We start from the raw sequence: 26,116 nt of genomic DNA, 5'->3' as shown, positions 1-26,116 counted from the left end.
GTCCTCCGCTTGCGCTGTTTCGCGCGCCAACTGCGGCGCGTTCGTAAAACGCAGCAGTATAGCGGATTCAGGCTGGCGAACCGGCCACGTCGGGACGGTTTCGCATGTGCGCGGCCATGCCGGCGAAAGCCTGTTCGAGCGCTTGCCGAAGCGCCGCGTCGGCAACGGTGTCCGCCAGTGCGCGACGCATGCAAAGCATCCACGCATCGGCTTCCGGCGTGGCGATGGCGAAGGGCAAATGACGCTTGCGCAGGAAGGGGTGGCCGTAGCGCTCGATGTACAGGCTGGGCCCGCCAAGCCATCCGGACAGGAACATGAACAGCTTCTCCTCGGACACGGCCAGATCCGGCGGATGCATGGCGCGGATGGCGCGTGCCTCGGGCAGGATGTCCATGAAACGGTAGAAGCGGGCGACGAGGGCGCTCAGCGCGGCCTCGCCGCCGAGCTGTTCGTAGGGTGTCATTGCTTGTCCTGGGCGTTCGCGACGGCGCGCATTCTCGCGCGCTGTTTGCGCAGCGGCAAGGACAGCACTGCGCGCAGTCCTCCGCCTTCGCGTTCGAGCAGCTCGAGACGCCCGTCGTGGCTGCGCATCACGCGATCGATGATCGCCAGGCCGAGCCCGGCGCCCTTGGTGTCCGAACGCGCCGCCTCGAGCCGAGTGAAGGGTTGACGCAGGCGGTCGATCTGGTCGGGCGGGATGCCCGGTCCGCGGTCGAGGACCTCGACGTGCGCCTCGGCGCGATCGGCGTGCACGCGCACATCGATGGGGGTGTCGGGCGCGTAGCGAATCGCGTTGTCGATCAGGTTGGCGATCGCGCGCCGCAAGGGCAGGGCGCGGGCCGAGACGGTCAGGCGAACCGGGGTGTCGATGTTGAGATCTACGCCGCGCAAGCGATAGGGCTCGGCCACGTCCGTGACCAGCGCGGCGAGGTCGATCGGTTCGGTCGGCGTGTGCGGCTCGCCGCGTCCGAAGTCGAGGAACTGTCCGATGATGCGGTCCATCTCCTCGATGTCGGCGATCATCGGCACGATGTCCTCGTCCGGCGAGCCGCTCATCTCGATGCCCAGGCGCAGGCGCGCGAGCGGCGTGCGCAGGTCGTGCGAGACTCCTGCGAGGATCACCGCACGCTCGGCTTCGTTGCGCGCCAGGTCGCCCGCCATCTGGTTGAATGCACGCGAAACGATGGCGAACTCCTGCGGGCCGTTTTCGGGCAGCGGCGGCGGCGTGCGTCCGCGGCCGACCATCTTGGCCGCATCGGCGAGGCTGCGCAGCGGCGTCGAGATGCGCGAGACGATCAGGAAGGCACCGAGCAGCGATACCGAGAAGGCCGCGAAGACCCAGCCCAGCCAATCGGCCGTGCCAGAGGACTCCAGGCGTTCGGCCGGCAGGCGCACCCAGAAGTCGTCCGGATCCTCGGGGTCCAGACGGAAGCTGATCCAGAAACCGTCGAGCGTCTTCCAGCGCGCGGCAAGGCGAGTGTGTTCGCCCAGCTGGTTCTTGATCTCGCGCGTGAGCAACTGCATCGGACGCGTCTCGGGCAGCGGCAGGATCTCGTCGGTCGGCTCCGATGGGTAGATGCGGATGCCCTCGAGCGCGGCCAGATCGATCAGCAGATCGGTGCGCCGCGAGGTCTCGGCGTTGATCAGTGCAGTGCGCGTCAGGTTGACCACGCTGGCGGCCATCTGCGCCAGGTCGCGCGCGCGGCCTGGCTCGTGGAAATGGCGGAAGATGGCCGACCACACCGTCAGTGACAGGATCAGCACCAGCGCGATGAGCAGAAAGGTCTGCCACAACAGGGAGCGTGGCAACCAAGGCTGCCCGCCGTTGCCGCGCGGTGCCGGCGAGAGGTCTTCAGGCTTCGTCACTTCCCGCCGTATCCGCCGCTTCCGTGCCGTTCTTGGTCTCGTCCGGCACGAAGACGTAGCCGAATCCCCACACCGTCTGCAGATAGCGCGGCTTGGACGGATCGTCTTCGACCAGCTTGCGCAGGCGGCTGATCTGTACGTCGATGGCGCGATCGAATACGCCGTATTCGCGCCCGCGCGCCAGTTCCATCAGCTTGTCGCGCGACAGCGGCTGGCGCGGGTGCTGCAGCAGGACCTTGAGCAGCGAGAATTCGCCGGTGGTCAGCGCGATGTCCTCGCCGTCACGCGCGAGCGCCCGCGTACCCAGATTGACGACGACACGACCGAAGCGCACCACTTCCTCCTCGAGCGTCGGCGCGCCGGGCAGGGTCGCCGGCTGGCGGCGCATGATGGCGTGGATGCGCGCGACCAGTTCGCGCGGATTGAAGGGCTTGGGCAGGTAGTCGTCCGCACCCATCTCGAGGCCGACGATGCGGTCGACCTCGTCGCCCTTGGCGGTCAACATCACGATCGGTACGTTGTTGTCTGCCGCGCGCAGGCGTCGGCAGATGGTCAGCCCGTCCTCGCCGGGCAACATCAGATCGAGCACGATCAGATCGAAGTGCTCGCGGTGCAGCGAGCGGTCCATGGTTGCCGCGTCGGCGACGGCCTTGATCGAGAAGCCCTGCTCCTGCAGGTAGCGTGAGAGCAGTTCGCGCAGGCGGGCATCGTCGTCGACGAGCAGCACCTTGTATCGAGTCTTGCCGGTCATGAGTGTCGGTTCCGCGTGATTGGGACGGGTGTCATGTTAGACGCAGCCGCGGGAGCGCGGGAGCGCCGGCGGTAAGGCTTCGTAAGGCTGCGGCGAGGATGCAACAGGTGCTTACAAAGCGGGCCTGCCCCGTGAGTGGCAGATCATGCGCCAGCGCGGCATTCGCGGTATGTTGGCACCGGCAGCAACGCCGTCGGAGGATTGTCTCAAACATGCACAATGTCAGCCGGACCCTGCGGGGTCAATATTCATCGTCAGGCAGTCTGCGCGTGGTCGTGGGCTCGCTGTGCGTCGCGATGTGCGTCCCAGTGTTCGCTGCGAACGGCGCCAGCGCAACGGCGGGCACTCCGACGACGCAGTTCAGCGGCGAAACGATGCGCGACGCCTATCTTAAGACCAAGCTGGGACGCGAAGAGCGCCGCATCGAACGGAATTCGCGGCTGATGGCCGAGGGTGAGACCGCAGCGGTTGCCGATCCCGAGCCCGAAGCGTCCGTGAAGGAACGCAGAGACGATCACCGCAGCCTCAAGCGCGCGCTGGTCGACGGCGGCGACGCGGCGGCAGCCGCCGAACGGCGCAAGAACCTCACGCGCGAGGAGCGTCGCGCGCTCAAGCGCGAACTGCGCGACGCACTGCAGGGTGCCAACAGCGACGAGTCGTCCCTGTACTGAGCACGTGAGGGCTTCGCAGCGGATAGAATGCGATCCGCAATGAAAACTCTCGCCATCGAAACATCCTGCGAACACGCCTCGGTCGCCCTGCGCATCGACACCGCGTCGATCAGCCGCGCACTGGACGGGCACGCCAGGCATTCCGAATACCTGTTGCCGACCGTGGCCGCACTGCTCGCCGAAGCGGGGCTGCGGGTCGCGGATCTGGACTGCATCGCCTTCGGTAGCGGCCCTGGTGCCTTCACCGGTCTGCGTCTGGCCTGCGGTACCGCACAGGGCCTGGCCATGGGTGGCGAGATCGGCGTCGTGCCGGTGCCCACCCTTGCCGCGCTGGCGACGGCCGCACCCGAAGGCAGGGTGATCGCGCTCACCGATGCGCGCATGGGTGAAATCTACGCTGCAGGCTATGTGCTCGAGGCGGGTGTTCCGCGGCAAGTGCATGCCCCCGTCTGTCTCGCCCCGCAGGCCTTCGAACTGCCAGCGGGGCAGGAGCGCTGGTGGCTGCTGGGCTCGGCCTTGAAGGCCTGGCCCGACTTGCCCGCGCGGTTGCCCGCAGCACGCGTGGCCGGTTGCGATGCCGAGGTGGTTCCGCAGGCCGCGGCGGTCGCCAGGCTGGCCGAAGACATCGCCGCGCGGGATGGCATGCTCGCGCCCCAACAGGCCGTGCCGCTCTACGTTCGCGACAAGGTCGCGATGACCACGGCCGAACGCCTGGCGCGCGGAGGCCGGGCTTGAGCGTGGCCGAGTGCCTGGACCCGATGACCGAGTCCGATCTGGACTGGGTCGCCGCGCAGGAGGCCGATTTGCATGATTTTCCGTGGACGCGCGGCAACTTCGCCGATTCGCTGCACGCCGGTTACGATGCCCGCGTGTTGCGCATCGACGGGGCTGCGGTCGGCTACGCAATCATGTTCCGGGTGCTCGACGAAGCCCATCTGCTCAACATCAGCGTGATGCGTGCGCTGCACAACCACGGCATCGGCGCCCGCATGCTGCGCCGATTCATGGACATCGCACGCGAGCAGGGCGCGAGTCAGATGTTCCTCGAAGTGCGCCCCTCGAACCTGCCCGCGCTCGCGCTGTACCGACGTCTCGGCTTCGTCGCGGTGGGGCGTCGCAAGCGCTACTATCCCGCCGTGGACGGAGGACGCGAGGATGCCCTGCTGATGAGGACCGCCCTGTGAGCGCGCGCCGCGATTTCATCCTGCGCGAGATGGGACTGACGCCGCTGTGGCGGCCGCGCGCACGTGAAACGGTCGCCGCGCCACCGCGAGCCGAGGCGCGTCGTTCGCCGGGGCTCGAGTCGCCATCACCGGCCGCTCCGGCACCGCCGGCGCCTGAGCGGTCAGCGGCTTCTTCGCCGGCCGCCGTTTTGCCGGATACCCGCGCCGCGCGCATCGCCCAGCTGGACTGGGACGCTCTCGAAGCGGAGATCGCCGCGTGCGCGGCCTGCCGCCTGTGCGAGAAGCGTCAGAACGCCGTGCCCGGCATGGGCGACCGGAACGCGGACGTGATGTTCGTCGGGGAAGGGCCCGGCGGGGAAGAAGACCGTCGCGGTCTTCCCTTCGTGGGCGCGGCGGGAAAGCTGCTCGACGCGATGCTCGCCGCCATCGGCCTGACGCGCGAGCACGGGGTCTATATCGCCAACACGGTCAAATGCCGCCCGCCGCACAATCGCACGCCGCAGGCCGATGAGATGGCCGCATGCCGACCCTACCTCGATCGGCAGATCGCACTGGTGCGCCCGCGCCTGCTCGTCGCCCTGGGACGTCCGGCCGCCCAGGTGCTGCTTGGCCAGCCCGAGGTGCGCATCAATGCGGCGCGCGGCAGCGTCCATGAACATGCCGGCATCGCGCTGATCGTCACCTACCATCCGGCCTATCTGCTGCGCAACCAGGCCGACAAGGCACGCGCCTGGGAAGATCTGTGCCACATTCGGCGCCTGCTCGACGGCACGGCCTGAAAACGGCACAATGCGGGCGCCGGAACGCCAAGGGTTCGCACATTCCGTATCATGATGTATGATCCGCTCATAAACATAACTTATGAGTAGGAAGTGGCTGATCGACGTCTTCAGGTATTCGCCGCCGTGGCGAAATACGGATCCTTCACTCGCGCCGCCGAGCATCTGTTCATGACGCAGCCGGCGGTGACCTTTCAGATCAAGCAGCTCGAGGAGCATTTCAACACCCGGCTACTCGACCGCGGGCACGGCAAGGTGACGCTCACCCATGCTGGCCAGATCGTGCAGAACTTCGCCGAACGCATTCTCGATCTGTCCGACGAGATGGAGTCGCGCGTGGCCGAACTCACCGACGAGCTTGCCGGCCCGATCAACATCGGCACCAGCATGACCATTGCGGGCTACTGGCTGCCCGCGATCATCGATGAATTCAAGCAGAAATACCCGAAGGTGATCCCGCGCGTGGTCGTCGGAAACTCGCTGCTGACCGAGGAACGGGTGGCCGCGCGCGAACTCGACCTGGGCTTCATCGAGATCGCCGCCGACCAGCCCAACGTGCGTCGCCTGACCGGCGCGCGCGACGAGATCATGCTGATCTGCACGCCCGATCACCCGCTGGCCGGGCGCCAGCAGGTCGAACCGCCGGATCTGGTAGGCCATACGCTGATCAATCGTGACGAGGGCAACTCCGTGCGCGACCTGACCGAGGACTGGTTCGCCTCAGCCGGCGTCGATGTCGGCGAGCTCGACGTCTCGGCGGAACTGGGCAGTCTTGCGAGCGTCAAGCAGCTCGTGGTGCGAGGCATGGGCTACGCGTTCGCCTCGCGCGCTGCCATCCAGCGCGAGTTGCGCGAAGGTTCGCTGGTAGCCATCCACATGTCGCCCCCGCTGTACAACTCGCTCGAAGTGATCATGCCGCGCGACAAGTTCTGCTCGCGGCTGATCGAGACCTTCGCGGAACACGCGGTCGAGTGCCTCGCACGCCGTTCCGAGGAGATCGCGCGGAACCTGCGCTGATGGCGCGCGCACGCAGCAGTTTCGTCTGCTCGGATTGCGGTGCTCGCACGCCGCAATGGCAGGGTCAGTGTCCGCAGTGCAAGGCGTGGAATACGCTTTCCGAAATGCCGGCGGAACCCTCCGGACCTGGGGCAGGGCGCTTCGCCTCGCTGGCCGGTGGGGCGTCGTCCGAACTGACTTCGCTGGCAAGTCTGGAGGCACGTGAAGAGCCGCGCATTCCGACCGGAATCGGCGAGTTCGATCGCGTGCTGGGAGGCGGTCTGGTCGCCGGTGGCGTGGTACTCATCGGCGGCGACCCGGGCATCGGCAAGTCGACGCTGCTGCTGCAGGCGCTTTGCGCGCTTGCGGACTCGAATCCGGCGATTTACGTCAGTGGCGAGGAGTCGGGCGAGCAGGTCGCCTTGCGCGCACGTCGACTGCAACTGGAGGCAACTGCGCTCGATCTGTTGCCCGAGATCCGGCTCGAATCCATTCTTGCCACGCTCGAACGCGAGCGCCCACGCATCGCCGTAATCGATTCGATCCAGACGCTGTATTCGGATGCGCTGCAGTCCGCGCCCGGTTCCGTCGCCCAGGTTCGTGAATGCGCGGCCCAACTCACGCGTTTCGCCAAGACACGCGGTTGCTCGCTGGTGCTTGTCGGCCACGTCACCAAGGACGGGGCGCTGGCCGGTCCGCGCGTGCTCGAGCACATCGTCGATACCGTGCTGTACTTCGAGGGCGACACGCACTCGAGCTTTCGCCTGGTGCGCGCGATCAAGAACCGCTTCGGCGCAGTCAATGAACTGGGCGTGTTCGCGATGACCGACCGCGGCCTGCGCGAGGTCAGCAATCCATCGGCGATCTTCCTGTCGCAGCACGAGCGACAGGTGCCCGGAAGCTGCGTGCTGGTGACGCAGGAGGGCACGCGTCCGCTGCTCGTCGAGATCCAGGCCTTGGTCGATTCCGCGCACAGCCCCAATCCGCGCAGGCTCACGGTCGGCCTCGAACAGAACCGCCTGGCGATGCTGCTCGCCGTGCTGCACCGCCACGCCGGCGTCGCATGCTTCGACCAGGACGTGTTCGTCAACGCGGTCGGTGGCGTGCGCATCGCCGAGCCGGCGGCCGACCTGGCCGTGGTGCTCGCCATCGTCTCGTCGCTGTGCAGCCGCGCCTTGCCGCGACGGCTCGCGGCGTTTGGCGAAATCGGCTTGTCCGGCGAGATCCGGCCAGCGCCGCGCGGACAGGAACGCCTGCGCGAGGCGGCCAAGCTCGGATTCACGACGGCCATCATCCCCAAGGCGAATGCACCCAAGCGGGCGCTGCGTGGAATCGAGGTGATCGCTGTCGACCGCGTCGATGAAGCGATCGAGCGCGCACGCGAACTGGAAGAGATGAAATAGGGGGCTGGCCAAGCTGTATCGTATGTCTGCTTTTATCGTAGTTTACATAATACAAATTATCGCGGTTTAGCGATGAAAACGATCTGCCATCGGCACGTGTTCCGCGGTTCCAGAACTGGCGCACCGCCGCGACAACGGGCAACATTGGACACGTAGCGTTGCAGCCATCGCAACCAGCCGGTCGTCGCCGACCGTCACGGCCAGGAGGTACTGCCGCATGAATGCCCGCACCGAGTTCCGCATCGGCCCGCAACTGCTCGAGCAGTTCGACCGCAACCGTCGCCGCATGCAAGCGCTCTACGCTACCTTACCCGACGACGCCTACTTCGGACGCCCGATTCCCTTGCGCAATCCGCTGGTGTTCTACGAAGGCCATGTGCCGGCCTTCAGTCATGCACAACTGGTTCGCAAGGTTCTGGGCGGAGCTGCGATCGACGAGTCGCTGGAACACCTGTTCGCACGCGGCATCGATCCACACGAATCGACGACCGGCGCGAAGGCGCGCGGCAACGAGGCCGACGAATGGCCGGACCGGGCGGACGTTGCCGCCTTCCGTGACGAGGCCGACCGTCGCGTGCGCGCGGCCATCGAGCGCGTACTGGACGATCCGGACGGGCCGCTGGAGGTGGTGCATCGCATCCTCGAGCACGAGACCATGCACCACGAGACGCTGATGTATCTGTGGCATGCCTTGCCCTTCGAGGACAAGCGTCCGCCGGACGGTTACGCTCCCGACATCGGCGGCGCACCGCCGCAGCAGGCGATGGTCGAAGTACCCGTCGGACGTGCGCAGCTGGGTGTGGCGCGCGACGAACTGCCGTTCGCCTGGGACAACGAACTGCCGACCCATGCCGAGCACGTGCCCGCCTTCCGCATTCAGCGACACAAGGTCACCAATGCCGAATACCTCGAATTCGTCGAGGCTGGCGGCTATCGGGACCAACGCTGGTGGAAGTCAGAGGACTGGGCGTGGCTGCGCGAGCACGCTATCGAACATCCGCATTTCTGGCAGCGCGACGGCCAGGCGTGGTCGTGGCGTGGCATGTTCGGCCCGGTTGCGTTGCCGCCGGCCTGGCCGGTGTGGGTCACTCACGCCGAAGCCAGCGCCTACGCGCGTTGGCGCGGCATGGCCTTGCCCACCGAGGGGCAATACCAGCGCGCGGCGCTGGGCGATCCCGACGGGCCGCAACGACGCTTTCCCTGGGGGGAAGAAGCGCCACAAGAACATCATGGCAACTTCGGTTTCAAAAGCTACGACCCGCAACCATCCGGCAGCCATCCGGACGGGGCGAGCGCCTGGGGCGTCGAGGATCTCGTCGGTAACGGCTGGGAATGGACCGCCACGCCATTCGCCCCCTTCCCCGGTTTCGTGCCGATGCCCGAGTACCCGGAGTATTCGGCGGACTTCTTCGACGGTCAGCACTATGTCATGAAGGGCGCTTCGCCAGCGACCGTGGTCGAACTGCTTCGGCCGTCGTTTCGCAACTGGTTCCGCCCGCGCTATCCGTATGTGTTCGCCGGTTTTCGCTGTGTGGGCGGAGCCGGCCGATGAACGCGCGAACGTCCCCCGACGCCGAGGTCGCCGCCTTCGCGCGGGATATCCGTGCCAGCTTGAGCGAATCGCCACGGCATCTGCCATCGCGCTATCTCTACGACACGCTCGGCTCGGCCCTGTTCGAAGCGATCTGCGCCCTGCCCTGGTACCGTCTCACGCGTGCCGAGAGCGCCCTGCTCGAACGGCACGGCCCGGACATTCTTGCGGCATGTGCGCCATTGCGCTCGGTCGTGGAACTGGGGCCGGGCAACGGCGCGAAACTCGCCTGTCTGCTGGGTGCGCGTGGTGACAATGGTGAGCCGCTGGACGTACATCTGATCGACGTATCCGCTGCCGCACTGGATGCCGCCGAGGCGCGACTGGCCGCCCTGCCCGGCCTTGCCGTCGTCCGCCACGAGGCGAGCTACGATGCCGGCCTGGCAGCGCTGGAGTCAGGCTCCGGGCCGAAACTGGTGCTGATGCTCGGCTCGAACATCGGCAACTTCGACCGCCCCGGCGCGCTGACGATGCTGCGCAGCATGCGTGCTGCGATGCGTCCCGGCGATCGCGTGCTGCTCGGCGCCGACCTGATCAAGGACGAACGCGACATGCTGCTCGCCTACGACGACCCGTTGGGCGTGACGGCCGCCTTCGACCGCAATCTGTTGCTGCGCATCAACCGAGAACTCGGTGGGGATTTCGACCTCGCCGGCTTCGACTACCGCGTGCGCTGGAATGCCGATGCCGCACGCGTCGAAGCCTGGCTGGTGAGTCGCAGGATGCAGACCGTGCGCATTCCCGCGGCCGGGCTTGAACTGGCGCTGGGCACAGGCGAGCCGATCTGGATCGAGAGTGCGCACAAGTACACTCGCGAGAGCGTGTTCGCGCTGCTCGGGCAAGCCGGTTTCGTCGCGCAGGACTGCTGGGAAAACCGCGACGACGGTTTCGCGCTCGCGCTGGCCCGCTGCTGAGTCGCGGCTCTCAGGCGCAGATGTGCTCGAGTACCTTGCGCACGCGCGCCATCGCGTCATGCAGCACGTCCTCGATGGATTCGAAGGCGATGCCGCCGGCGCTGTCGCCGCGACCCGCACCGTAATTGGCGACCACGTTGATCGCCGCATACGGCAGCTGAATCTCGCGCGCGAGCGCGGCCTCGGGCATGCCCGTCATGCCCACCACGTCGGCCCCGTCGCGCTCGAGGCGGTCGATTTCGGCAGCCGTTTCGAGGCGCGGACCCTGGGTGGCGGCATACACGGCGCCATCGCGCATCGGTTCGCCGGCCCGCTCGGCACAGGCGAGGATGCGCCGACGCAGCGCTTCGTCGTACGGGTGGGTGAAATCGATGTGATGCACCGCCTCGTCGTTGCGGTCGAAGAAGGTGTGCAAGCGTCCCCAGGTGTAGTCGAGGATCTGGTGCGGCACGACCAGCGAGCCGGGAACCAGGTCGGCACGGATGCCGCCCACCGAGGCGACCGAGAGCACGCCGCTGGCGCCGGCCTCGCGCAGCGCCCACAGGTTGGCGCGGTAGTTGACCATGTGCGGCGGGATGGTGTGACCGAACCCATGACGCGCGAGGAACATCACCGGCCCTTCGCACAGGCGTCCGAACACGATCGGCCCGGAGGGTTCGCCGTAGGGCGTGCGGAAGACTTCGCGGCGCACGATGTCCAGCGTCGAAAGGCGCGACAGACCGCTGCCACCGATGATTGCTAGCATTGCGGAACTCCTCGGAAACGGCGGCGATTCTAGCATGGGCGCGGGATGTGCCTTCGTTACGCGTGGATCGAAAAAAAGGCCCTCGGAACACAAGCTTGCCGTGCTAGAATCGTTGGTTTTTCAAATATTTGCAGGTTCTCATGTCACGCGCCATTCGCAACATCGCCATCATTGCCCACGTCGATCACGGCAAGACCACCCTCGTCGACCAGCTTCTGCGCCAGTCCGGTACCTTCCGCGACAATCAGCAGGTCGCCGAACGCGTCATGGACTCGGGCGATATCGAGAAGGAGCGCGGCATCACGATCCTGTCGAAGAACTGCGCGATCCAGTACGGCGACACCCACATCAACATCGTCGACACTCCGGGCCACGCCGACTTCGGCGGCGAGGTCGAGCGCGTGCTGTCGATGGTCGACAGCGTGCTGCTGCTGGTCGACGCGCAGGAAGGCCCGATGCCGCAGACGCGCTTCGTCACGCGCAAGGCGCTGGCGCTGGGTCTGCGCCCGATCGTCGTGGTCAACAAGATCGACCGTCCCGGCGCGCGCGCAAACTGGGTCGTCGACCAGACTTTCGACCTGTTCGACAAGCTCGGCGCAACCGAGGAACAGCTCGACTTCCCGGTAATCTACGCATCCGGCCTGAACGGTTTCGCGATCGAGCATCAGGACGACGAACGCACCGACATGCGGCCGCTGTTCGAAGCCATCCTCAAGCACGTACCGCCGCCCGAGGTCGACGCCGACGGCCCGCTGCAGCTGCAGATCTGCTCGCTCGACTATTCGACCTACATGGGTCAGCTGGGCATCGGCCGCATCAAGCGTGGCAGCATCCGCCCGAATCAGGAAGTCGTCGTCCTGTATGGCGACGAGAACCGCGGCAAGGGCAAGGTCAGCCAGATCCTCACGTTCAAGGGGCTGGAGCGCTCTGCGTCCGAGTTGGCGGAAGCCGGCGACATCGTACTGGTGGCAGGCATCAACCAGGTCAACATCGGCGTGACGATTTGCGACCCGGACCACCTGGACGCGATGACGCCGATTGCGGTCGACGAACCGACGCTGACGATGAACTTCATGGTCAACACCTCGCCGCTGGCCGGGCGCGAGGGCAAGTTCGTCACCAGCCGCCAGATTCGTGAGCGGCTCGAGAAGGAGTTGCTCAAGAACGTCGCGCTGCGCGTGAACTACACCCAGGACTCGGACGTGTTCGAAGTCTCCGGCCGGGGTGAACTGCACCTGACCATCCTGCTCGAGAACATGCGCCGTGAGGGTTTCGAGCTGGCCGTGGGCCGCCCGCGCGTGGTCTTCAAGGAGATCGACGGCCAGCGCTGCGAGCCCTACGAGATGCTCACCATCGACGTCGAGGACAACCATCAGGGTGGGGTCATGGAGGAACTCGGCCGGCGTCGTGGCGACATGCAGGACATGCAGCCCGACGGCAAGGGTCGCGTGCGTCTGGAATACCGCATTCCTGCGCGTGGCCTGATCGGCTTCCAGGGCGAATTCATGACGATGACGCGCGGCACGGGCCTGATGAGCCACGTCTTCGACGACTACGGTCCGATGGCCGGCACCATGAGCGAGCGCCGCAATGGCGTGCTGATCTCGCAGAATGACGGCGAAGCCGTGGCCTTCGCGCTGTGGAACCTGCAGGATCGCGGCCGCATGTTCGTCAGCCCCGGCGAGGCGCTGTACGAGGGCATGATCATCGGCATCCACACGCGCGACAACGACCTGGTGGTCAACCCGATCAAGGGCAAGCAGCTCACCAACGTGCGTGCTTCAGGCACCGACGAGGCCGTGCGCCTGGTGCCGCCGATCCAGCTCACGCTCGAATCGGCGATCGAGTTCATCGCCGACGACGAGGTCGTGGAGATCACGCCCAAGAGCATCCGCCTGCGCAAGCGCCACCTCAAGGAGCACGAGCGCAAGCGTGCGTCGCGCGAAGCGGCCTGATGAAGCAAGGACGGCGCCCGCGGGCGCCGTCTCTTTTTGTGCCGTGCACAAGATCGCTTCAGCGACGCTGCGCGAGATACTCCGCGAAAGCCTCACCCACCTCCGGGTGGCGCAAAGCCAGTTCCACGCTGGCCATCAGGTAGCCGATCTTGGAGCCGCAGTCGTAGCGTGTGCCGTCGAACTCATAGGACAGCACGGATTCCTCGCGCAGCAGCGCCCCGATCGCGTCGGTCAGCTGCAATTCTCCCCCGGCGCCGGGTTGCAGCGCGCGGATGTGACCGAAGATGCGCGGCGTCAGGATGTAGCGCCCGACCACCGCCTGCGTGCTCGGCGCCTCGGCCGGATCGGGCTTTTCGACGATGCCGGAAACGCGCATCACCGCGGCCGCCTGACCTTCCGTGCTGACGATGCCGTACTGGCGCGTGTGCTCGCGCGCCACTTTCATCGTGCCCAGTACCGAACAGCGATGGTAGTCATAGACCTCGACCATCTGCTTCATCACCGGCACGCCGTCCGGATTGTCGAGCAGGTCGTCGGCGAGCATCACCGCGAAGGCCTCGTCGTCGTCGATGACGTGCGAGGCGCACAGCACGGCGTGGCCCAGGCCGAGCGCTTCGGCCTGGCGGATGTAGATGCAATTGACGTGCGCGGGCACGGTGTTGCGCACCACATCGAGCAAGGCCTTCTTGCCGCGCGCCTCCAGTTCCGTCTCCAGCTCGTAGGCCTTGTCGAAGTGATCTTCGATGGCGCGCTTGGTGCGTCCGGTGATGAACACCAGTTCGGTGATGCCGGCCGCGACCGCCTCCTCGACCGCGTACTGGATCAGCGGCTTGTCGACCACTGGCAGCATTTCCTTGGGACTGGCCTTGGTCGCGGGCAGGAAGCGCGTGCCCATGCCGGCGACGGGAAAGACGGCCTTGGTGATCTTCTTCATTCGCTGTGTTCCATGTCTCGGTTGTTTCCGACGAGTGCCAACAAGGCATCCTCGTCGAGAATCGTGATGCCTAGCTCTTCGGCCTTGGCGAGTTTCGAGCCGGCATCGGCACCGGCGACGACGAACGAGGTCTTCTTTGACACCGAGCCGGTCACCTTGCCGCCATGCGCCTCGATCAGCGCTTTCGCTTCGTCGCGCGTCATCGTCGGCAGCGTGCCGGTAAGTACCAGCGTCTTGCCCACCAGCGCACCGCTCGCGGCCTCCGCAGGGCCGCTCTCGTCCCAATGCACACCGGCCTCGCGCAATGCGGCGATGACCTCGCGATTGTGTGGCTCGGCGAGAAACTCGACGATGCTGTGGGCGACGATGGGCCCCACATCGGGTACGGTCTGCAGCACATCGGCGTCGGCTGCGAGGATGGCGTCGAGACTGCCGAAATGCCGCGCCAGATCGCGCGCCGTGGTCTCGCCCACGTTGCGAATGCCCAACGCGTAGACGAAGCGTGCCAGCGTCGTGTTGCGGCTGTGTGCGATTGCCGCGACCAGATTCGCGGCGGATTTTTCGCCCATGCGATCGAGCGCGGCCAGTTGCTGCGCATCCAGGCGGTACAGGTCGGCCGGGTTGCGCACCATGTCCGCATCGACGAGCTGGTCGACGATCTTTTCGCCCAGTCCATCGATGTCGAGCGCGCGCCGCCCGGCGAAATGCAGCAGCGCCTGCTTGCGCTGGGCCGCGCAGAACAGCCCGCCAGTGCAGCGGGCCACCGCCTCGCCCTCCTCGCGCACTACGTGCGAACCGCATACCGGGCATTGAGGATACTGCGCCAGCAGGTCGAAGCGCGGCAGATCGCGCGTGCGTCGCTCGATCACCGGGCCGACCACCTCGGGGATCACGTCGCCGGCGCGGCGCACGATCACGAAGTCCCCCGCGCGCACATCCTTGCGATCGATCTCGTCCTGGTTGTGCAGCGTTGCGTTGGTCACCGTTACACCGCCAACGAACACCGGCGCGAGCCGTGCCACCGGAGTGAGCGCGCCGGTGCGCCCGACCTGCACCTCGATGCCGAGCAGTTCGGTAATCTCCTCCTGCGCAGGGTACTTGTGCGCGACCGCCCAGCGTGGTTCGCGGCTGACGAAGCCGAGGCGCTGCTGCAGCGCGAAATCGTCCACCTTGTAGACCACGCCGTCGATGTCGTAGGGCAGCGCGTCGCGCATCGCCGCGATGCGCGCATGGAAGGCGACCAGCCCTTCGGGCCCGTCGCTCAGTACGCGATGCTCGCATACCGGAAAGCCCCGCGTTGCCAGATAGTCGAGCATCTCGCCCTGCGAGGCCGGCATCGCCGCGTCCTCCTGCGCGCCGACGCCGTAAGCGAAGAAGGACAGGCCACGCTCGGCGCACAGCCGCGGGTCGAGCTGGCGCACCGCGCCGGCTGCGGCATTGCGTGGATTGACGAAGGTCTTGTCTCCACGCTCGCGTCGCGTCGCGTTGAGGCGCTCGAACACGTCGCGCCGCATGTAGACCTCGCCGCGCACCTCGAGCAGCGGTGGCGCATCGCCCCCCTCGAGCCGGATCGGGATCTGACGGATGGTGCGCGCGTTGTGGGTGACGTCCTCACCGGTCGTTCCGTCGCCGCGCGTGGCCGCGCGCGCCAGCAGGCCGTGCTCGTAGCGCAGACTGATGGCCAGACCGTCGAACTTGAGCTCACCCAGATAGCGCACCGGTGCGTCCTCCGCGCCAAGCCCCAGCGCCCTGCGCACGCGCGCATCGAAGGTGTACACGCCATTGGCGCTGATGTCGGTCTCGGTGCGGATCGACAGCATCGGCACGGCATGCGCGACCGCGGCGAGCTCCGGGGCCGGCGCGCCGCCAACGCGCTGCGTGGGCGAATCGGGCGTGACCAGTTCGGGATGTTCGGCCTCGAGTGCCTGCAGTTCGCGGAACAGCCGGTCGTACTCGGCGTCCGGAACGGTGGGCGCGTCGAGCACGTAATAGGCGTGGTCGTGGGCGCGAATCGCATCGCGCAGGCGCTCGATACGCTCGGCCGCGCGAACGGCCTCGGAACTGCGGCTCACGCCGAGAACAGGCGCACGGCGAGCGATCCGCCCGCGGGAATCCCCTGGTCGGCCATTTCGGCCTGAATGCGGTCGATCTGGGTGCGGATCACGGCTGCCGCCTCGCTGCCGAAGGCAGCGCGGTTGTCGTCGACGATGCGCCCGCCCAGCGACTCGGACATGGCCTCGGCGATGCGCATCATGTCTTCGAACACGTCCGCGCCGTCGACCACCAGCGGTACGTCGACGACGAAGGTCACGCCGCGCGTGACGATGTCGCTCATGCCGTCGGCGTCGAACAGCTCGGCCTCGTGGTTGGACAGCGTAAACAGCGTGCGCCCTTCGGCGTCGATGGCGTGAAAGCTGCCGTCGTCGGCCAGGCGCAGGCCGCAGGACTCGGCCAATGCGCGCAGTCGCGCGCCGGGGAACGGTTCGCCGTCGGCGATCAGGTTGATGCCCACCTGGACATCGACGCTGGCGCAGAATTTGTCCATGTCGGCGGCGTTGGCCAGTGCGGCCGAGCGCAACGGGAAGTCGGCGGGAACCGCGAGGAACTGGTCGGCAACGCGCTGGATGCCGTCTGTGAAGCCGCGGAAATCGTTTTCGTCGATCGGGCCGCGCCGGTCGACCATCTGCATCGCGGCGCAGAACCAGTGATAGGCGCCGGCGCTGTGCGCGGACAGCTCATGCCACAGGTTGTCGGCGTCGTCGAAGGCGAACCAGCGCACCGGCTTGGACAGTTCCTGCAACGGCTCGAGCTGGGCGGCCCACAGGCGCGGCGCGTCGAGCGGCTCGATCGATTCGATGCAGATCACGCAGTCGACGCGTGGATCGAGTACCGACGGAATGCCGGGCGTGGTGTGTCGCCCGGACGGCTGCTGCGTGGCCGCCGGCGCGATCGCGTCGTCATCGTCGGTGAGCATCGAGTCGCCGATCACCGGCTCGGCCGGCTCCTCCCCATCGAAGCTCGGCTCGATGCGGCTCTTGGGCGCCTTGTCGAGCAGCACGTCCGGATGATCGCCGCGGAAGGCGTCCTCGGCGCTCTTGCGATGCTTGCGCTCCTGCCACTTGTTGTAGGCGACGATGCCGACCACCGCCGCCACGCCGAGTGCGATCAAACCGATCTGCAAATCGCTATCCATCGTTGTTCCCGTCCCGGGGCCCGGCGACCACCGCCAAGCCGTTGTCAGACCCGATCATCGCATGTCCGCGCGTGTGCTTCACGCCGGTTCCGGCTCGGCCATGCGCAATGCTTCCTCGATATCGACCTCGACGATGCGCGATACGCCCTGCTCCTGCATGGTCACGCCCACCAGTTGCTGTGCGATTTCCATCGTCACCTTGTTGTGGCTGATGAAGATGAACTGCGTCTGCGCCGACATGCGATGCACCATGTTGCAGTAGCGTTCGGTGTTCGCATCGTCCAGCGGTGCATCGACTTCGTCAAGCATGCAGAACGGCGCCGGGTTGAGCTGGAACATCGAGAACACCAGCGCGATCGCGGTCAATGCCTTCTCTCCACCCGACAGCAAATGGATGGAGCTGTTCTTCTTGCCCGGTGGCTGCGCGATGATCTGCACGCCCGCGTCGAGGATCTCCTCGCCGGAGAGCACCAGTTCGGCCCGCCCGCCGCCGAACAGTTGCGGGAAGAGTTCGCCGAAGCGCGCATTGACCGTGTCGAAGGTCTGGCGCAGTTGTTCGCGCGTTTCGCGGTCGATGCGCCGGATCGCATCTTCCAGCGTGGTGATCGCGCTGGTCAGATCCTCGAACTGCGCATCGAGATAGTCTCGCCGCTGCTCGGATGCCGCCAGTTCGTCGAGCGCGGCAAGGTTGACGGCGCCCAGCGCTTCGATCTCGCGCGCGAGTCGCGCGACTTCACGCGTCAAAGCCGTCTCGCGCAGGTCATCGGTCAGGAGTGGGCGCAAGGTCTCGCTGTCGGCTTGCGCTTCGGTCAGACGTTCGTCGAACTGCTGCGCCGCAATCGACGCCGCCTGCACGGCCAGGCGCAGTTCGCCGATGCGCTCGCGCAGCGGCGAGACCGAATGTTCGATGGCCAGTCGCGCTTCCTCGCACTCGCGCAGGCGGGACGCGGCCTCTTCCTGTGCGTCGCGACAGGCGGCAAGCGCACGCTCGCGGCCTTCGCGCAGGTCCAGCGCCTGCTGCAGCGCCGCTTCGCTGCGACTGCGGTCGGTTGCCGCAAGCGTCTCTTCGTGCTCGGCGCTCTCCTGGGCGATGCGCGCGAGCTGCTCTGCTGCGAGTGTGAGTGCGCGCGAGATGTCATCGAGGCGCGCCTCGCATTCGCGCTGTGAGAACGCGGCTTCCTGGGCTTCGCGCGCTGCGCCCTGCTCGAGCATGCGCAGTTCGCGCAAGGCGCGCTCGCGCTCTGCCGCGACCTCGGTCGCGGCGTCGAGCGCGGCCTGTTGCAGCCCGGACAATTCCTCCAGACGGGCATGCTCGCTGTCCGCCTGCTCGACCAGCAGCGCTTCGGCCGCCGCAAGCCGCCGGATCTCGTCCAGATCGTGTTCGGCACGGCGCCGCTGCTCGTCGGCGCGCTCGCCCGCCTGCACCAGCTTGAGCAACTCGACCTGGCCTGTATGCTGGCGCTGCTGCAACTGCTGCAATTCCTGGCGCATCTGCTCGATGCTCGATTGCAGTGTGCTTGCGGCCTGCTCGCGCTCGGCAACGGCGGCATGTGCACGCTCGGCCTGTTCCTCGAGCGGCATCAGGGCTTCGCCGGCGATTTCGATCTCGCGCTGGCGCTCGACGACGCCATGCGTTCGCCCGTCCGGCGCGTGGTGGATCAGAGCCGCGCGGGTGAGGATGCGACCACCGCGATCGACCAGGCATGCCCGTGGTGCGAGCATGTGCCGATCCTCGATCCGCTCGGCGACCGACTCGACCGCAAAGCAGTCTGCGAGCCAGGTGTCGAGCACGCCGGCGAGAGCGGCGTCGCTACTGCGTACATATCGCGTGAGCGGCTCGCCTCCTGCCGGTAGGACTGCGGCCTCGGGCGTCGACGCGTCGCCGCCGCTCAGGACCACGGCCAGGGATTCGGGCGGTGCGGCGTCGAGCAGCGCGCGCACGGCCGCAGCGGTGTCGCCGGTGAGTGCGGCCAGTCGTTCGCGCAACACGGATTCGACTGCGCTCTCCCAACCGGCGTCGACATCCAATGCACGCCACAGCGGCATCAGCCCTTCGAGCCCGCGTTCTCGCAGCCAGTCGCCGAGTTTGCCCTGAGCCTGCACGCCTTGCTGTAGCCGGACCAGCGCATCGTGATGGGCACGTGCGTCGGTATGCGCAAGTCGGGCGAGCTTTTCGTCCTCGATCGCCGCGCGTAGCGTCGCCTGTGCCTCGGGCCAGCGCGCCTGGGCATCGGCCTGGGCATTGCGCAGATCGTCGAGCGCCGCGTCGAGCTCGGCGAGCTCGGCCTCGAGCCGTGCGATGCGTGTCGCATCCGGCCCGGCAATCGCGCCCTTTTCCTGTTCGACGCGCGCACGCCGTGCGGCCAGAGTGTCGAGCGTACGGCGCGCGCCTGCCCGCCGGGTTTCCTCGACGCGCTGCGTCTTCTCGGTCTCGGCCAGATCGCGACGCGCGTTCGTCACGGCGGCGGCAGCTTCGGCGGCAGCCGACTCCGCCTCGGGCAGACGCCCCGCCACCTCCTCGTGCCGCGCCTGTGCCTGCGCCGCCCGATGCGCCGCATTCTCGAGCAAGTCCTGCCAGCGTCCGCGCTCGTCGAGGCTGGTGCGCTCGCGTGCCTGCCAGTCCGCGCCCTCCGCGGCGAGTTCCGCGATGCGCCGCTCGATGCGTGTCTGCGTGTCGACGAGATGACGCAGTTCGCTCTCCAGGCGGCTGGCCTCGGACGAAGCCGCAAACAGCTCGGACTGGGCCGCCTGCGTCGTCTCGCTGGCTTCGTGATGGCGTTCGCGCGCGGCCTCGACCGTGCTTTCGAGCTCGATCAGTCGCGCGTTGTCGGCGTCGAGCCTGCGCGTCGCGTCCGCCAGTTCGGCCTCCAGGCGCCCCTGCTCGTCACGCGCCTGTTCGCGCTTCAAGAGCCACAGCAGATGCTGGCGCTGCTCGTGCGCGGCGTGCAGTTCGCGATAGCGCGCGGCGACCTCGGCCTGTTCGCGCAGGTGTTCGACACGCTCGCTCAGTTCGGAGCGGATGTCGTCCAGGCGGGCGAGATTGTCGCGTGCATCCGACAGCCGCCCCTCGGTTTCCTTGCGTCGCTCGCGGTATTTGGTGACGCCGGCGGCTTCTTCGAGAAAGCCGCGAATGTCCTCGGGGCGCGCCTCGATGATGCGCGAGATCATGCCCTGCTCGATGATGGCGTAGGCGCGCGGCCCCAGGCCGGTGCCGAGGAACAGGTCGACCACGTCCTTGCGGCGCACCTGGGTGTTGTTGATGTGGTAACTCGACTCGCCGCTGCGGTCCAGCACGCGCTTGACCGCGATCTCGGCATAGCGCGACCAGCCGCCGGGCGCGCGGCCTTCGGCGTTGTCGAAGACCAGCTCGACGCTGGCGCGCTGCACCGGCTTGCGTGTGGTCGAGCCGTTGAAGATGACGTCCTGCATGGATTCGCCACGCAGCGCGCTGGCGCGCATCTCGCCCAGCACCCAGCGCACGGCGTCGATGACATTGGACTTGCCGCAGCCGTTCGGGCCGACGATGCCGACGAGGTTGTCCGGCATCATGATCGTCGTCGGATCGACGAAGGTCTTGAATCCGGCGAGTTTCAGCTTGGTCAGGCGCACGTTTTTCCGGCTGGTCTAAGAGGGCCGACGAGGGGCCGGGCTGGCGCGCCATGATACCATTGCGCGCCCGTCGAACCGCACGATGACGGCCTTTCAAAATGCTTCCGCCATTGCCGTGAATCCGAATCTACAACGCCTCCACCCTTACCCGTTCGAGAAACTGCGCACATTGCTCGAAGGCGTCACGCCCGCGTCGCATCTTGCGCCGATCCGCCTGTCCATCGGCGAGCCACGCCATGCCACGCCGGCTTTCATCCGCGAGGCGTTGGCCGACAACCTGGACGGCCTGGCGAGTTATCCCACCACGCAGGGCACGGACGCCTTGCGCACGGCCATCGCCGCCTGGGTCGCGCGCCGTTATGGAATCCCCGCCCCCGATATTGCGCGACAGGTGTTGCCGGTGACCGGTACGCGCGAAGCGCTGTTCGCCTTCGCGCAATGCGTCATCGACGGCACGCGAGCCGGCGCGAAAGTGCTGTGCCCGAACCCGTTCTACCAGATCTACGAGGGCGCGGCCCTGCTCGCCGGGGCCGAGGCGGTGTTCATCAACAACTTGCCGGAGAGCGGCTTCGCGTCGGATTTCGATGCGCTGCCCGAGGCCGTGTGGCGTGACGTGCAACTGGTGTACGTGTGCTCTCCGGGCAATCCCACCGGGCGTGTGATGACGGTGCCCGAATGGGCACGACTGTTCGAGTTGTCCGACCGATACGGCTTCGTGATCGCCTCGGACGAGTGCTATTCGGAAATCTATTTCGACGACGACGCCCCGCCAGTGGGCGCGCTGCAGGCCGCGGCTGAACTCGGACGCAAGGATTTCGCCAACATCGTGATGTTCTCCAGCCTGTCCAAGCGCTCCAACGTGCCGGGCCTGCGTTCAGGCTTCGTCGCCGGTGACGCGAAACTGCTCGCCGCCTTCCATGCCTACCGCACCTACCACGGCTGCGCGATGGGTCCGGCCGTGCAGGCGGCGTCGATCGCGGCGTGGAGCGACGAGGCACATGTCGCCGAGAACCGTCGCCTGTATCGCGAAAAATTCGCCCACATCACCCCGATGCTCGCACCCTGGCTGGACGTGCAACTGCCCGAGGCCGGCTTCTACCTCTGGGCCGATGTACGCAAATGCGCACCGATCTCCGACACCGAGTTCGCCCGCCGGCTGGTCGCCGAATATAATGTGGCGGTCCTGCCGGGCAGTTTCCTCGCCCGCGAATCGCGTGGCATCAATCCCGGTGCCGGCTTCGTGCGCATCGCGCTGGTGGCCGAGCCGGCCGAATGCATCGAAGGCGCCGAGCGCATCGTCGCGCTGTGCCGCTCCCTTTGAACACGAACCACAAACGGAAATCCCCCATGCAAGAACTGCAGAAGATCATCGACGACGCCTTCGAGGCGCGTGCCAACCTCTCCCCGTCCTCGGCGCCGGCCGAAGTACGCGACGCGGTCGAACGCGTCATCGCCGGGCTGGATGCGGGCACGCTGCGCGTGGCCGAGAAGCGCGACGGCGAGTGGGCCGTCAACCAGTGGGTCAAGAAGGCCGTACTGATTTCGTTCCGGCTGGCCGACAACCAGCCCATGCCGGGCGGCTCCACGCAGTACTTCGACAAGGTGCCGACCAAGTTCGCCGACTACACGCCGGAACAGTTCCGCGAGGGCGGCTTCCGTGTCGTGCCGCCGGCGGTCGCGCGCCGCGGCGCGTTCATCGGGCGCAATGTGGTGATGATGCCGTGCTACGTCAACATCGGCGCCTATGTCGACGAGGGCACCATGGTCGACACCTGGGCGACGGTCGGCTCGTGCGCGCAGATCGGCAAGAACGTGCACCTGTCGGGCGGCGTGGGCATCGGCGGCGTGCTCGAGCCGATCCAGGCCGGGCCGGTGATCATCGAGGACAACGTCTTCGTCGGCGCGCGCTCGGAGATCGTCGAGGGCGTGGTGGTCGAGGAGAACGCGGTGATCTCGATGGGCGTGTACATCGGCATGAGCACGCGCATCTATGACCGCGAGACGGGTCAGGTGCACTACGGTCGCGTACCGGCCGGCTCGGTCGTGGTGCCGGGCAGCCTGCCGTCGGCCGACGGCAAGTACAGTCTGTACTGCGCGGTGATCGTCAAGAAGGTCGACGCGCAGACGCGCTCCAAGACCGGCATCAACGAACTGCTGCGCGGCGCCTGACGCGCGCACCCCGGGGGGCGCATGCCCCCGCCCTGCCCTGTTGCCCGGAGCAAGTCCGAGATGATCTTCGACAAGCTGTTCCAGCTGATGGCCGAAAAGAACGCTTCCGACATCTTCATCAGTGCCGGCGCGCCCATCCACATCAAGATCCAGGGCAACACCATCCCCATCAACCAGCAGGTGATGGACCCGGCAGGCATCCGCAAGATGGTCGAGGAACTGGTCACGCCCGATCAGCTCGAGCGCTTCGACATTGAACGCGAACTGAACATCTCGCGCGGCGCGCGCAATCTGGGCAACTTCCGCATCAACATCTTCTGGCAGCGCAACAGCATCGCGCTGGTGGTGCGCTATATCCAGGGCGACATCCCGACGCTCGACAAGCTCGGCCTGCCGCAGGTGCTCTCCGACATCGTGGTGGAAAAACGCGGCCTGGTGCTCATCGTCGGCGCCACCGGCTCGGGAAAGTCGACCACGCTCGCCTCGATGATCGACCATCGCAACCAGCGCCAGTCGGGCCACATTCTCACCGTCGAGGATCCGATCGAGTACCTGTTCGCGCACAAGAAGTCGGTGGTCAACCAGCGCGAGGTCGGCATCGACACGCACAGCTGGCACGACGCGCTGCGCAACGCCATGCGCCAGGCGCCCGACTGCATCCTGATCGGCGAGATCCGCGATCGCGAGACCATGCAGGCGGCCCTGGCCTATTCGCAGACCGGCCACCTGTGTCTGGGCACCCTGCATGCGAACAACGCCTATCACGCGCTCAACCGCATCGTGAACTTCTTCCCGCTGGAGAACCGTTCGCTGCTCTATCTGGACCTGGCCGTCGCGCTCAAGTGCATCGCCTCGCAGCGGCTGGTGCGCAAGCCCAACGGCGAACGCATTCCCGCCGTGGAGGTCCTGATGAACACGCGCTACATCGCCGAACTGATCGAGGCCGGCAACCTCAACGAGATCAAGGAGGCGATGGAGCAGAGTCTGTCGCCGGGCTCGCAGACCTTCGAGCAGGATCTGTATCGCATGTACCGCAAGAAGGTCATCAGCCTCGAGGAGGCGCTGGCCAATGCCGATTCGCCGACCAACCTGAACTGGCTCATCAACAACGCCCAGGCCAGGGACAGCCGCAGCGGCGCGACCACGCCGCGCGAAGCAGGCGCTGCCGCGGGCGCGCATGGCGCCTCGTTCAGCGGCTTCGATCTGAGCAACGACGACTCGTCGACCCACTGACCCCCTCCCGGTCGCGCACCGGGACCCATGAGAGTTTTCATGTCCGTATCGGAAGCAACCCCAACGCTCGAACTCGCTCGCGCGCTGATCGCGCGCCGCTCCGTCACGCCGGAAGACGCTGGCTGCCTCGAACTGCTGGGTGAACGCCTGGCCACGCTGGACTTTCGCCTCGAGCGTATCGATTCGGGTGGTGTGTGCAACCTGTGGGCGCGGCGCGGCACGGCCTCGCCGCTGGTGTGCTTCGCCGGCCACACGGACGTCGTGCCCACCGGCCCGCTCGATCGCTGGAATTCGGATCCCTTCGAGCCGACCATCCGCGACGGCAAACTCTACGGGCGTGGCGCGGCCGACATGAAGACCTCGCTCGCCGCATTCGTGACCGCGATCGAGACCTTCGTCGCCGATCACTCCGACCACGCCGGTTCGATTGCGCTGCTGCTCACATCCGACGAGGAAGGTGTGGCCACCGACGGCACGGTCCGCGTCGTCGATGCGCTCGAAGCGCGCGGCGAGTGTCTCGACTACTGCATTGTTGGCGAACCGACCTCGGTCAGGACGCTGGGCGACATGATCAAGAACGGCCGTCGCGGGTCGCTGTCGGGCACCTTGCGCGTCAAGGGAAAGCAGGGGCATGTGGCGTATCCGCATCTGGCGACGAACCCCGTACACGCCTTCGCACCGGCGTTGGCGGAACTGGCCGCGACGCACTGGGACGACGGCAACGAGTTCTTCCCCCCCACTACCTTCCAGGTGTCGAACATCCACGCCGGTACCGGCGCGAACAACGTGATTCCCGGCGAATGCGAAGTGCTGTTCAATTTCCGCTTCGCGTCCGTCACCACGGCCGACGAGTTGAAAGCGCGCGTACTCGAGATACTCGACCGTCACGGCGTCGAGCGCGAACTTTCCTGGCACCTGTCCGGCAACCCCTACCTGACCGGGCGCGGCGCACTGGTCGAGGCGCTTTCCGGAGCAATCCGAGACGTCGCCGGCATCGACACCGAGTTGTCGACCACCGGCGGCACCTCGGACGGACGCTTCATCGCGCGCATCTGTCGCGAGGTCGTCGAATTCGGCCCGATCAATGCCACCATCCATCAACTCAACGAATGCGTGCCGGTCGATTCCGTCGAACCACTGTCGGCGATCTACGCGCGCACCCTTGAAAACCTGCTCGCACGCAAGGGCTCCATATGAGCGATCACGACCACCACGATCACGATGACGACTTCGGCCCGCTCGCCGAGCTGGTGACGCTGCGCGACTGGCTGCGCTACGCGGTCACGCGCTTCAACCGCGCCGGCCTGCATTTCGGCCACGGCTGCGCCGACGCCTTCGACGAGGCCGCCTGGCTGCTGCTGCACACGCTGTCGCTGCCGCTGGACCGGCTCGAGCCTTTTCTCGACGCGTCGATCACCGCCGACGAACGCGAGGCCCTGCATGAGGTCATCGAGCGACGCGTGACAGAGCGCGTTCCCACCGCCTACCTGGTGAATGAAGCCTGGCTGGGGGATTTCCGCTTCTATGTCGATCCGCGCGTGATCGTACCGCGCTCCTTCTTCGCCGAACTGCTCAGCGACGGCCTGTCGCCGTGGCTGCACGAGCATGGCGAAGTCGGCAATGCGCTGGATCTGTGCACCGGCTCGGGCTGCCTGGCGATCCTGATTGCGCATGTCTTCCCGAATGCGCAGGTGGTCGGCGCGGATCTGTCCGAGGACGCGTTGGCAGTGGCGCGACGCAACGTCGACGACTACGGACTCGGGGATCGTGTCGAACTGCTGCGCGCGGACGTCTTCGACGGCCTGCAGGGGCGGCGCTTCGATCTCATCGTGTCCAACCCGCCGTACGTGACTGCAGCGGCGATGGATGCCCTGCCCGCTGAGTATCTGCACGAGCCGCGTATGGCGCTGGCCGCGGGCGACGACGGCATGGATGTGGTGCGGCGCATTCTCGCCCAGGCGCGCGAGCATCTCACCGATGACGGCTTGCTGGTCGTCGAGATCGGCCACAATCGTCGCTTCGTAGAGGCCGCCTTCCCTGATCTCCCGTTGATCTGGTTGCCGACATCCGGCGGCGACGACATGGTGTTCCTGGTACAGGCGCGGGACCTGTGAAGCGCCGTG

22 protein-coding genes are annotated in these 26,116 nt (G+C 66.8%); 14 read left to right on the top strand and 8 right to left on the bottom strand.

Annotated features, from left to right (window positions below):
• Window positions 1-67: 67 nt before the first annotated feature.
• The 3 genes from C0099_RS07975 to ompR are packed head-to-tail and all read right to left on the bottom strand — an operon-like array spanning window position 68 to window position 2,617.
• Entirely contained in the window at window positions 68-463 is a 396-nt protein-coding gene (locus C0099_RS07975) for a group II truncated hemoglobin (RefSeq protein ID WP_102246937.1), read from the bottom strand.
• A complete protein-coding gene (locus C0099_RS07970) occupies window positions 460-1,866 on the bottom strand; it encodes an ATP-binding protein (RefSeq protein ID WP_228151556.1) in 1,407 nt (468 codons plus the stop codon). Before C0099_RS07970 ends, C0099_RS07975 begins: the two co-directional genes overlap by 4 nt.
• Entirely contained in the window at window positions 1,853-2,617 is a 765-nt protein-coding gene (ompR, locus tag C0099_RS07965; protein ID WP_102246936.1) for an osmolarity response regulator transcription factor OmpR, read from the bottom strand. The genes C0099_RS07970 and ompR overlap by 14 nt, the downstream gene beginning before the upstream one ends.
• Before the next feature lie 374 nt (window positions 2,618-2,991).
• Between ompR and C0099_RS07960 the strand changes: the two genes are divergently transcribed.
• From C0099_RS07960 to C0099_RS07925, 8 genes are all read left to right on the top strand, one after another.
• Window positions 2,992-3,288 (top strand): hypothetical protein, encoded by a 297-nt coding sequence (locus tag C0099_RS07960; RefSeq protein ID WP_123785226.1) that lies wholly within the window; start codon window positions 2,992-2,994, stop codon window positions 3,286-3,288.
• A 39-nt stretch (window positions 3,289-3,327) separates the two neighbouring features.
• Entirely contained in the window at window positions 3,328-4,023 is a 696-nt protein-coding gene (gene tsaB / locus C0099_RS07955; RefSeq protein ID WP_102246934.1) for a tRNA (adenosine(37)-N6)-threonylcarbamoyltransferase complex dimerization subunit type 1 TsaB, read from the top strand.
• Between the two features lie 2 nt (window positions 4,024-4,025).
• Entirely contained in the window at window positions 4,026-4,472 is a 447-nt protein-coding gene (rimI, locus tag C0099_RS07950; RefSeq protein ID WP_332870256.1) for a ribosomal protein S18-alanine N-acetyltransferase, read from the top strand.
• A gap of 29 nt (window positions 4,473-4,501) precedes the next feature.
• Window positions 4,502-5,251 (top strand): uracil-DNA glycosylase, encoded by a 750-nt coding sequence (locus C0099_RS07945; RefSeq protein WP_102248434.1) that lies wholly within the window; start codon window positions 4,502-4,504, stop codon window positions 5,249-5,251.
• A 93-nt stretch (window positions 5,252-5,344) separates the two neighbouring features.
• Window positions 5,345-6,268 carry a LysR family transcriptional regulator gene (locus C0099_RS07940; RefSeq protein WP_102246933.1) on the top strand — a complete coding sequence of 308 codons (924 nt, stop codon included), beginning with the start codon at window positions 5,345-5,347 and terminating at the stop codon, window positions 6,266-6,268.
• Window positions 6,268-7,650: a DNA repair protein RadA gene (radA, locus tag C0099_RS07935; protein WP_102246932.1), complete on the top strand. Its 1,383-nt coding sequence runs from the start codon at window positions 6,268-6,270 to the stop codon at window positions 7,648-7,650. The genes C0099_RS07940 and radA overlap by 1 nt, the downstream gene beginning before the upstream one ends.
• Before the next feature lie 217 nt (window positions 7,651-7,867).
• Window positions 7,868-9,202 (top strand): SUMF1/EgtB/PvdO family nonheme iron enzyme, encoded by a 1,335-nt coding sequence (locus C0099_RS07930; RefSeq protein ID WP_102246931.1) that lies wholly within the window; start codon window positions 7,868-7,870, stop codon window positions 9,200-9,202.
• Window positions 9,199-10,155 carry an L-histidine N(alpha)-methyltransferase gene (locus C0099_RS07925; RefSeq protein ID WP_102246930.1) on the top strand — a complete coding sequence of 319 codons (957 nt, stop codon included), beginning with the start codon at window positions 9,199-9,201 and terminating at the stop codon, window positions 10,153-10,155. The genes C0099_RS07930 and C0099_RS07925 overlap by 4 nt, the downstream gene beginning before the upstream one ends.
• Before the next feature lie 10 nt (window positions 10,156-10,165).
• Here C0099_RS07925 and C0099_RS07920 read toward each other — a convergent pair whose 3' ends face one another.
• Entirely contained in the window at window positions 10,166-10,900 is a 735-nt protein-coding gene (locus tag C0099_RS07920; protein ID WP_102246929.1) for an S-methyl-5'-thioinosine phosphorylase, read from the bottom strand.
• 140 nt (window positions 10,901-11,040) lie between these two features.
• On the opposite strand from C0099_RS07920, the gene typA reads away from it, so the two are divergent.
• Window positions 11,041-12,855 carry a translational GTPase TypA gene (gene typA, locus C0099_RS07915; RefSeq protein ID WP_102246928.1) on the top strand — a complete coding sequence of 605 codons (1,815 nt, stop codon included), beginning with the start codon at window positions 11,041-11,043 and terminating at the stop codon, window positions 12,853-12,855.
• 58 nt (window positions 12,856-12,913) lie between these two features.
• On the opposite strand, the gene galU is transcribed toward typA, so the two are convergent.
• From galU to smc, 4 genes are all read right to left on the bottom strand, one after another.
• Window positions 12,914-13,789: a UTP--glucose-1-phosphate uridylyltransferase GalU gene (gene galU, locus C0099_RS07910; protein ID WP_102246927.1), complete on the bottom strand. Its 876-nt coding sequence runs from the start codon at window positions 13,787-13,789 to the stop codon at window positions 12,914-12,916.
• The gene (ligA, locus tag C0099_RS07905) at window positions 13,786-15,861 is read right to left on the bottom strand and encodes an NAD-dependent DNA ligase LigA (protein ID WP_102246926.1); all 2,076 of its coding nucleotides are present in this window, start codon (window positions 15,859-15,861) and stop codon (window positions 13,786-13,788) included. Before ligA ends, galU begins: the two co-directional genes overlap by 4 nt.
• Window positions 15,858-16,982 carry a cell division protein ZipA gene (locus C0099_RS07900; protein ID WP_102246925.1) on the bottom strand — a complete coding sequence of 375 codons (1,125 nt, stop codon included), beginning with the start codon at window positions 16,980-16,982 and terminating at the stop codon, window positions 15,858-15,860. The genes ligA and C0099_RS07900 overlap by 4 nt, the downstream gene beginning before the upstream one ends.
• A gap of 78 nt (window positions 16,983-17,060) precedes the next feature.
• Complete coding sequence (gene smc, locus C0099_RS07895) at window positions 17,061-20,591, bottom strand: chromosome segregation protein SMC (RefSeq protein WP_102246924.1); 3,531 nt, start codon at window positions 20,589-20,591, stop codon at window positions 17,061-17,063.
• Window positions 20,592-20,706: 115 nt separating this feature from the next.
• Between smc and dapC the strand changes: the two genes are divergently transcribed.
• The 5 genes from dapC to prmB are packed head-to-tail and all read left to right on the top strand — an operon-like array spanning window position 20,707 to window position 26,107.
• Complete coding sequence (gene dapC / locus C0099_RS07890; protein WP_102248432.1) at window positions 20,707-21,912, top strand: succinyldiaminopimelate transaminase; 1,206 nt, start codon at window positions 20,707-20,709, stop codon at window positions 21,910-21,912.
• A gap of 26 nt (window positions 21,913-21,938) precedes the next feature.
• A complete protein-coding gene (gene dapD / locus C0099_RS07885) occupies window positions 21,939-22,760 on the top strand; it encodes a 2,3,4,5-tetrahydropyridine-2,6-dicarboxylate N-succinyltransferase (protein WP_102246923.1) in 822 nt (273 codons plus the stop codon).
• A gap of 60 nt (window positions 22,761-22,820) precedes the next feature.
• Window positions 22,821-23,993 (top strand): PilT/PilU family type 4a pilus ATPase, encoded by a 1,173-nt coding sequence (locus C0099_RS07880; protein ID WP_102246922.1) that lies wholly within the window; start codon window positions 22,821-22,823, stop codon window positions 23,991-23,993.
• Between the two features lie 39 nt (window positions 23,994-24,032).
• Window positions 24,033-25,190, top strand: a complete 1,158-nt coding sequence (dapE, locus tag C0099_RS07875; RefSeq protein ID WP_102246921.1) for a succinyl-diaminopimelate desuccinylase — start codon at window positions 24,033-24,035, stop codon at window positions 25,188-25,190.
• Window positions 25,187-26,107 (top strand): 50S ribosomal protein L3 N(5)-glutamine methyltransferase, encoded by a 921-nt coding sequence (gene prmB, locus C0099_RS07870; RefSeq protein WP_102246920.1) that lies wholly within the window; start codon window positions 25,187-25,189, stop codon window positions 26,105-26,107. The genes dapE and prmB overlap by 4 nt, the downstream gene beginning before the upstream one ends.
• Window positions 26,108-26,116 lie beyond the last annotated feature (9 nt).

Source organism: Pseudazoarcus pumilus, assembly GCF_002872475.1.
Taxonomy (GTDB): Bacteria; Pseudomonadota; Gammaproteobacteria; order Burkholderiales; family Rhodocyclaceae; genus Pseudazoarcus; species Pseudazoarcus pumilus.
The sequence above is the reverse complement of the archived record's forward strand: the minus strand, read 5'-3'. Positions and strand labels throughout refer to the sequence as shown.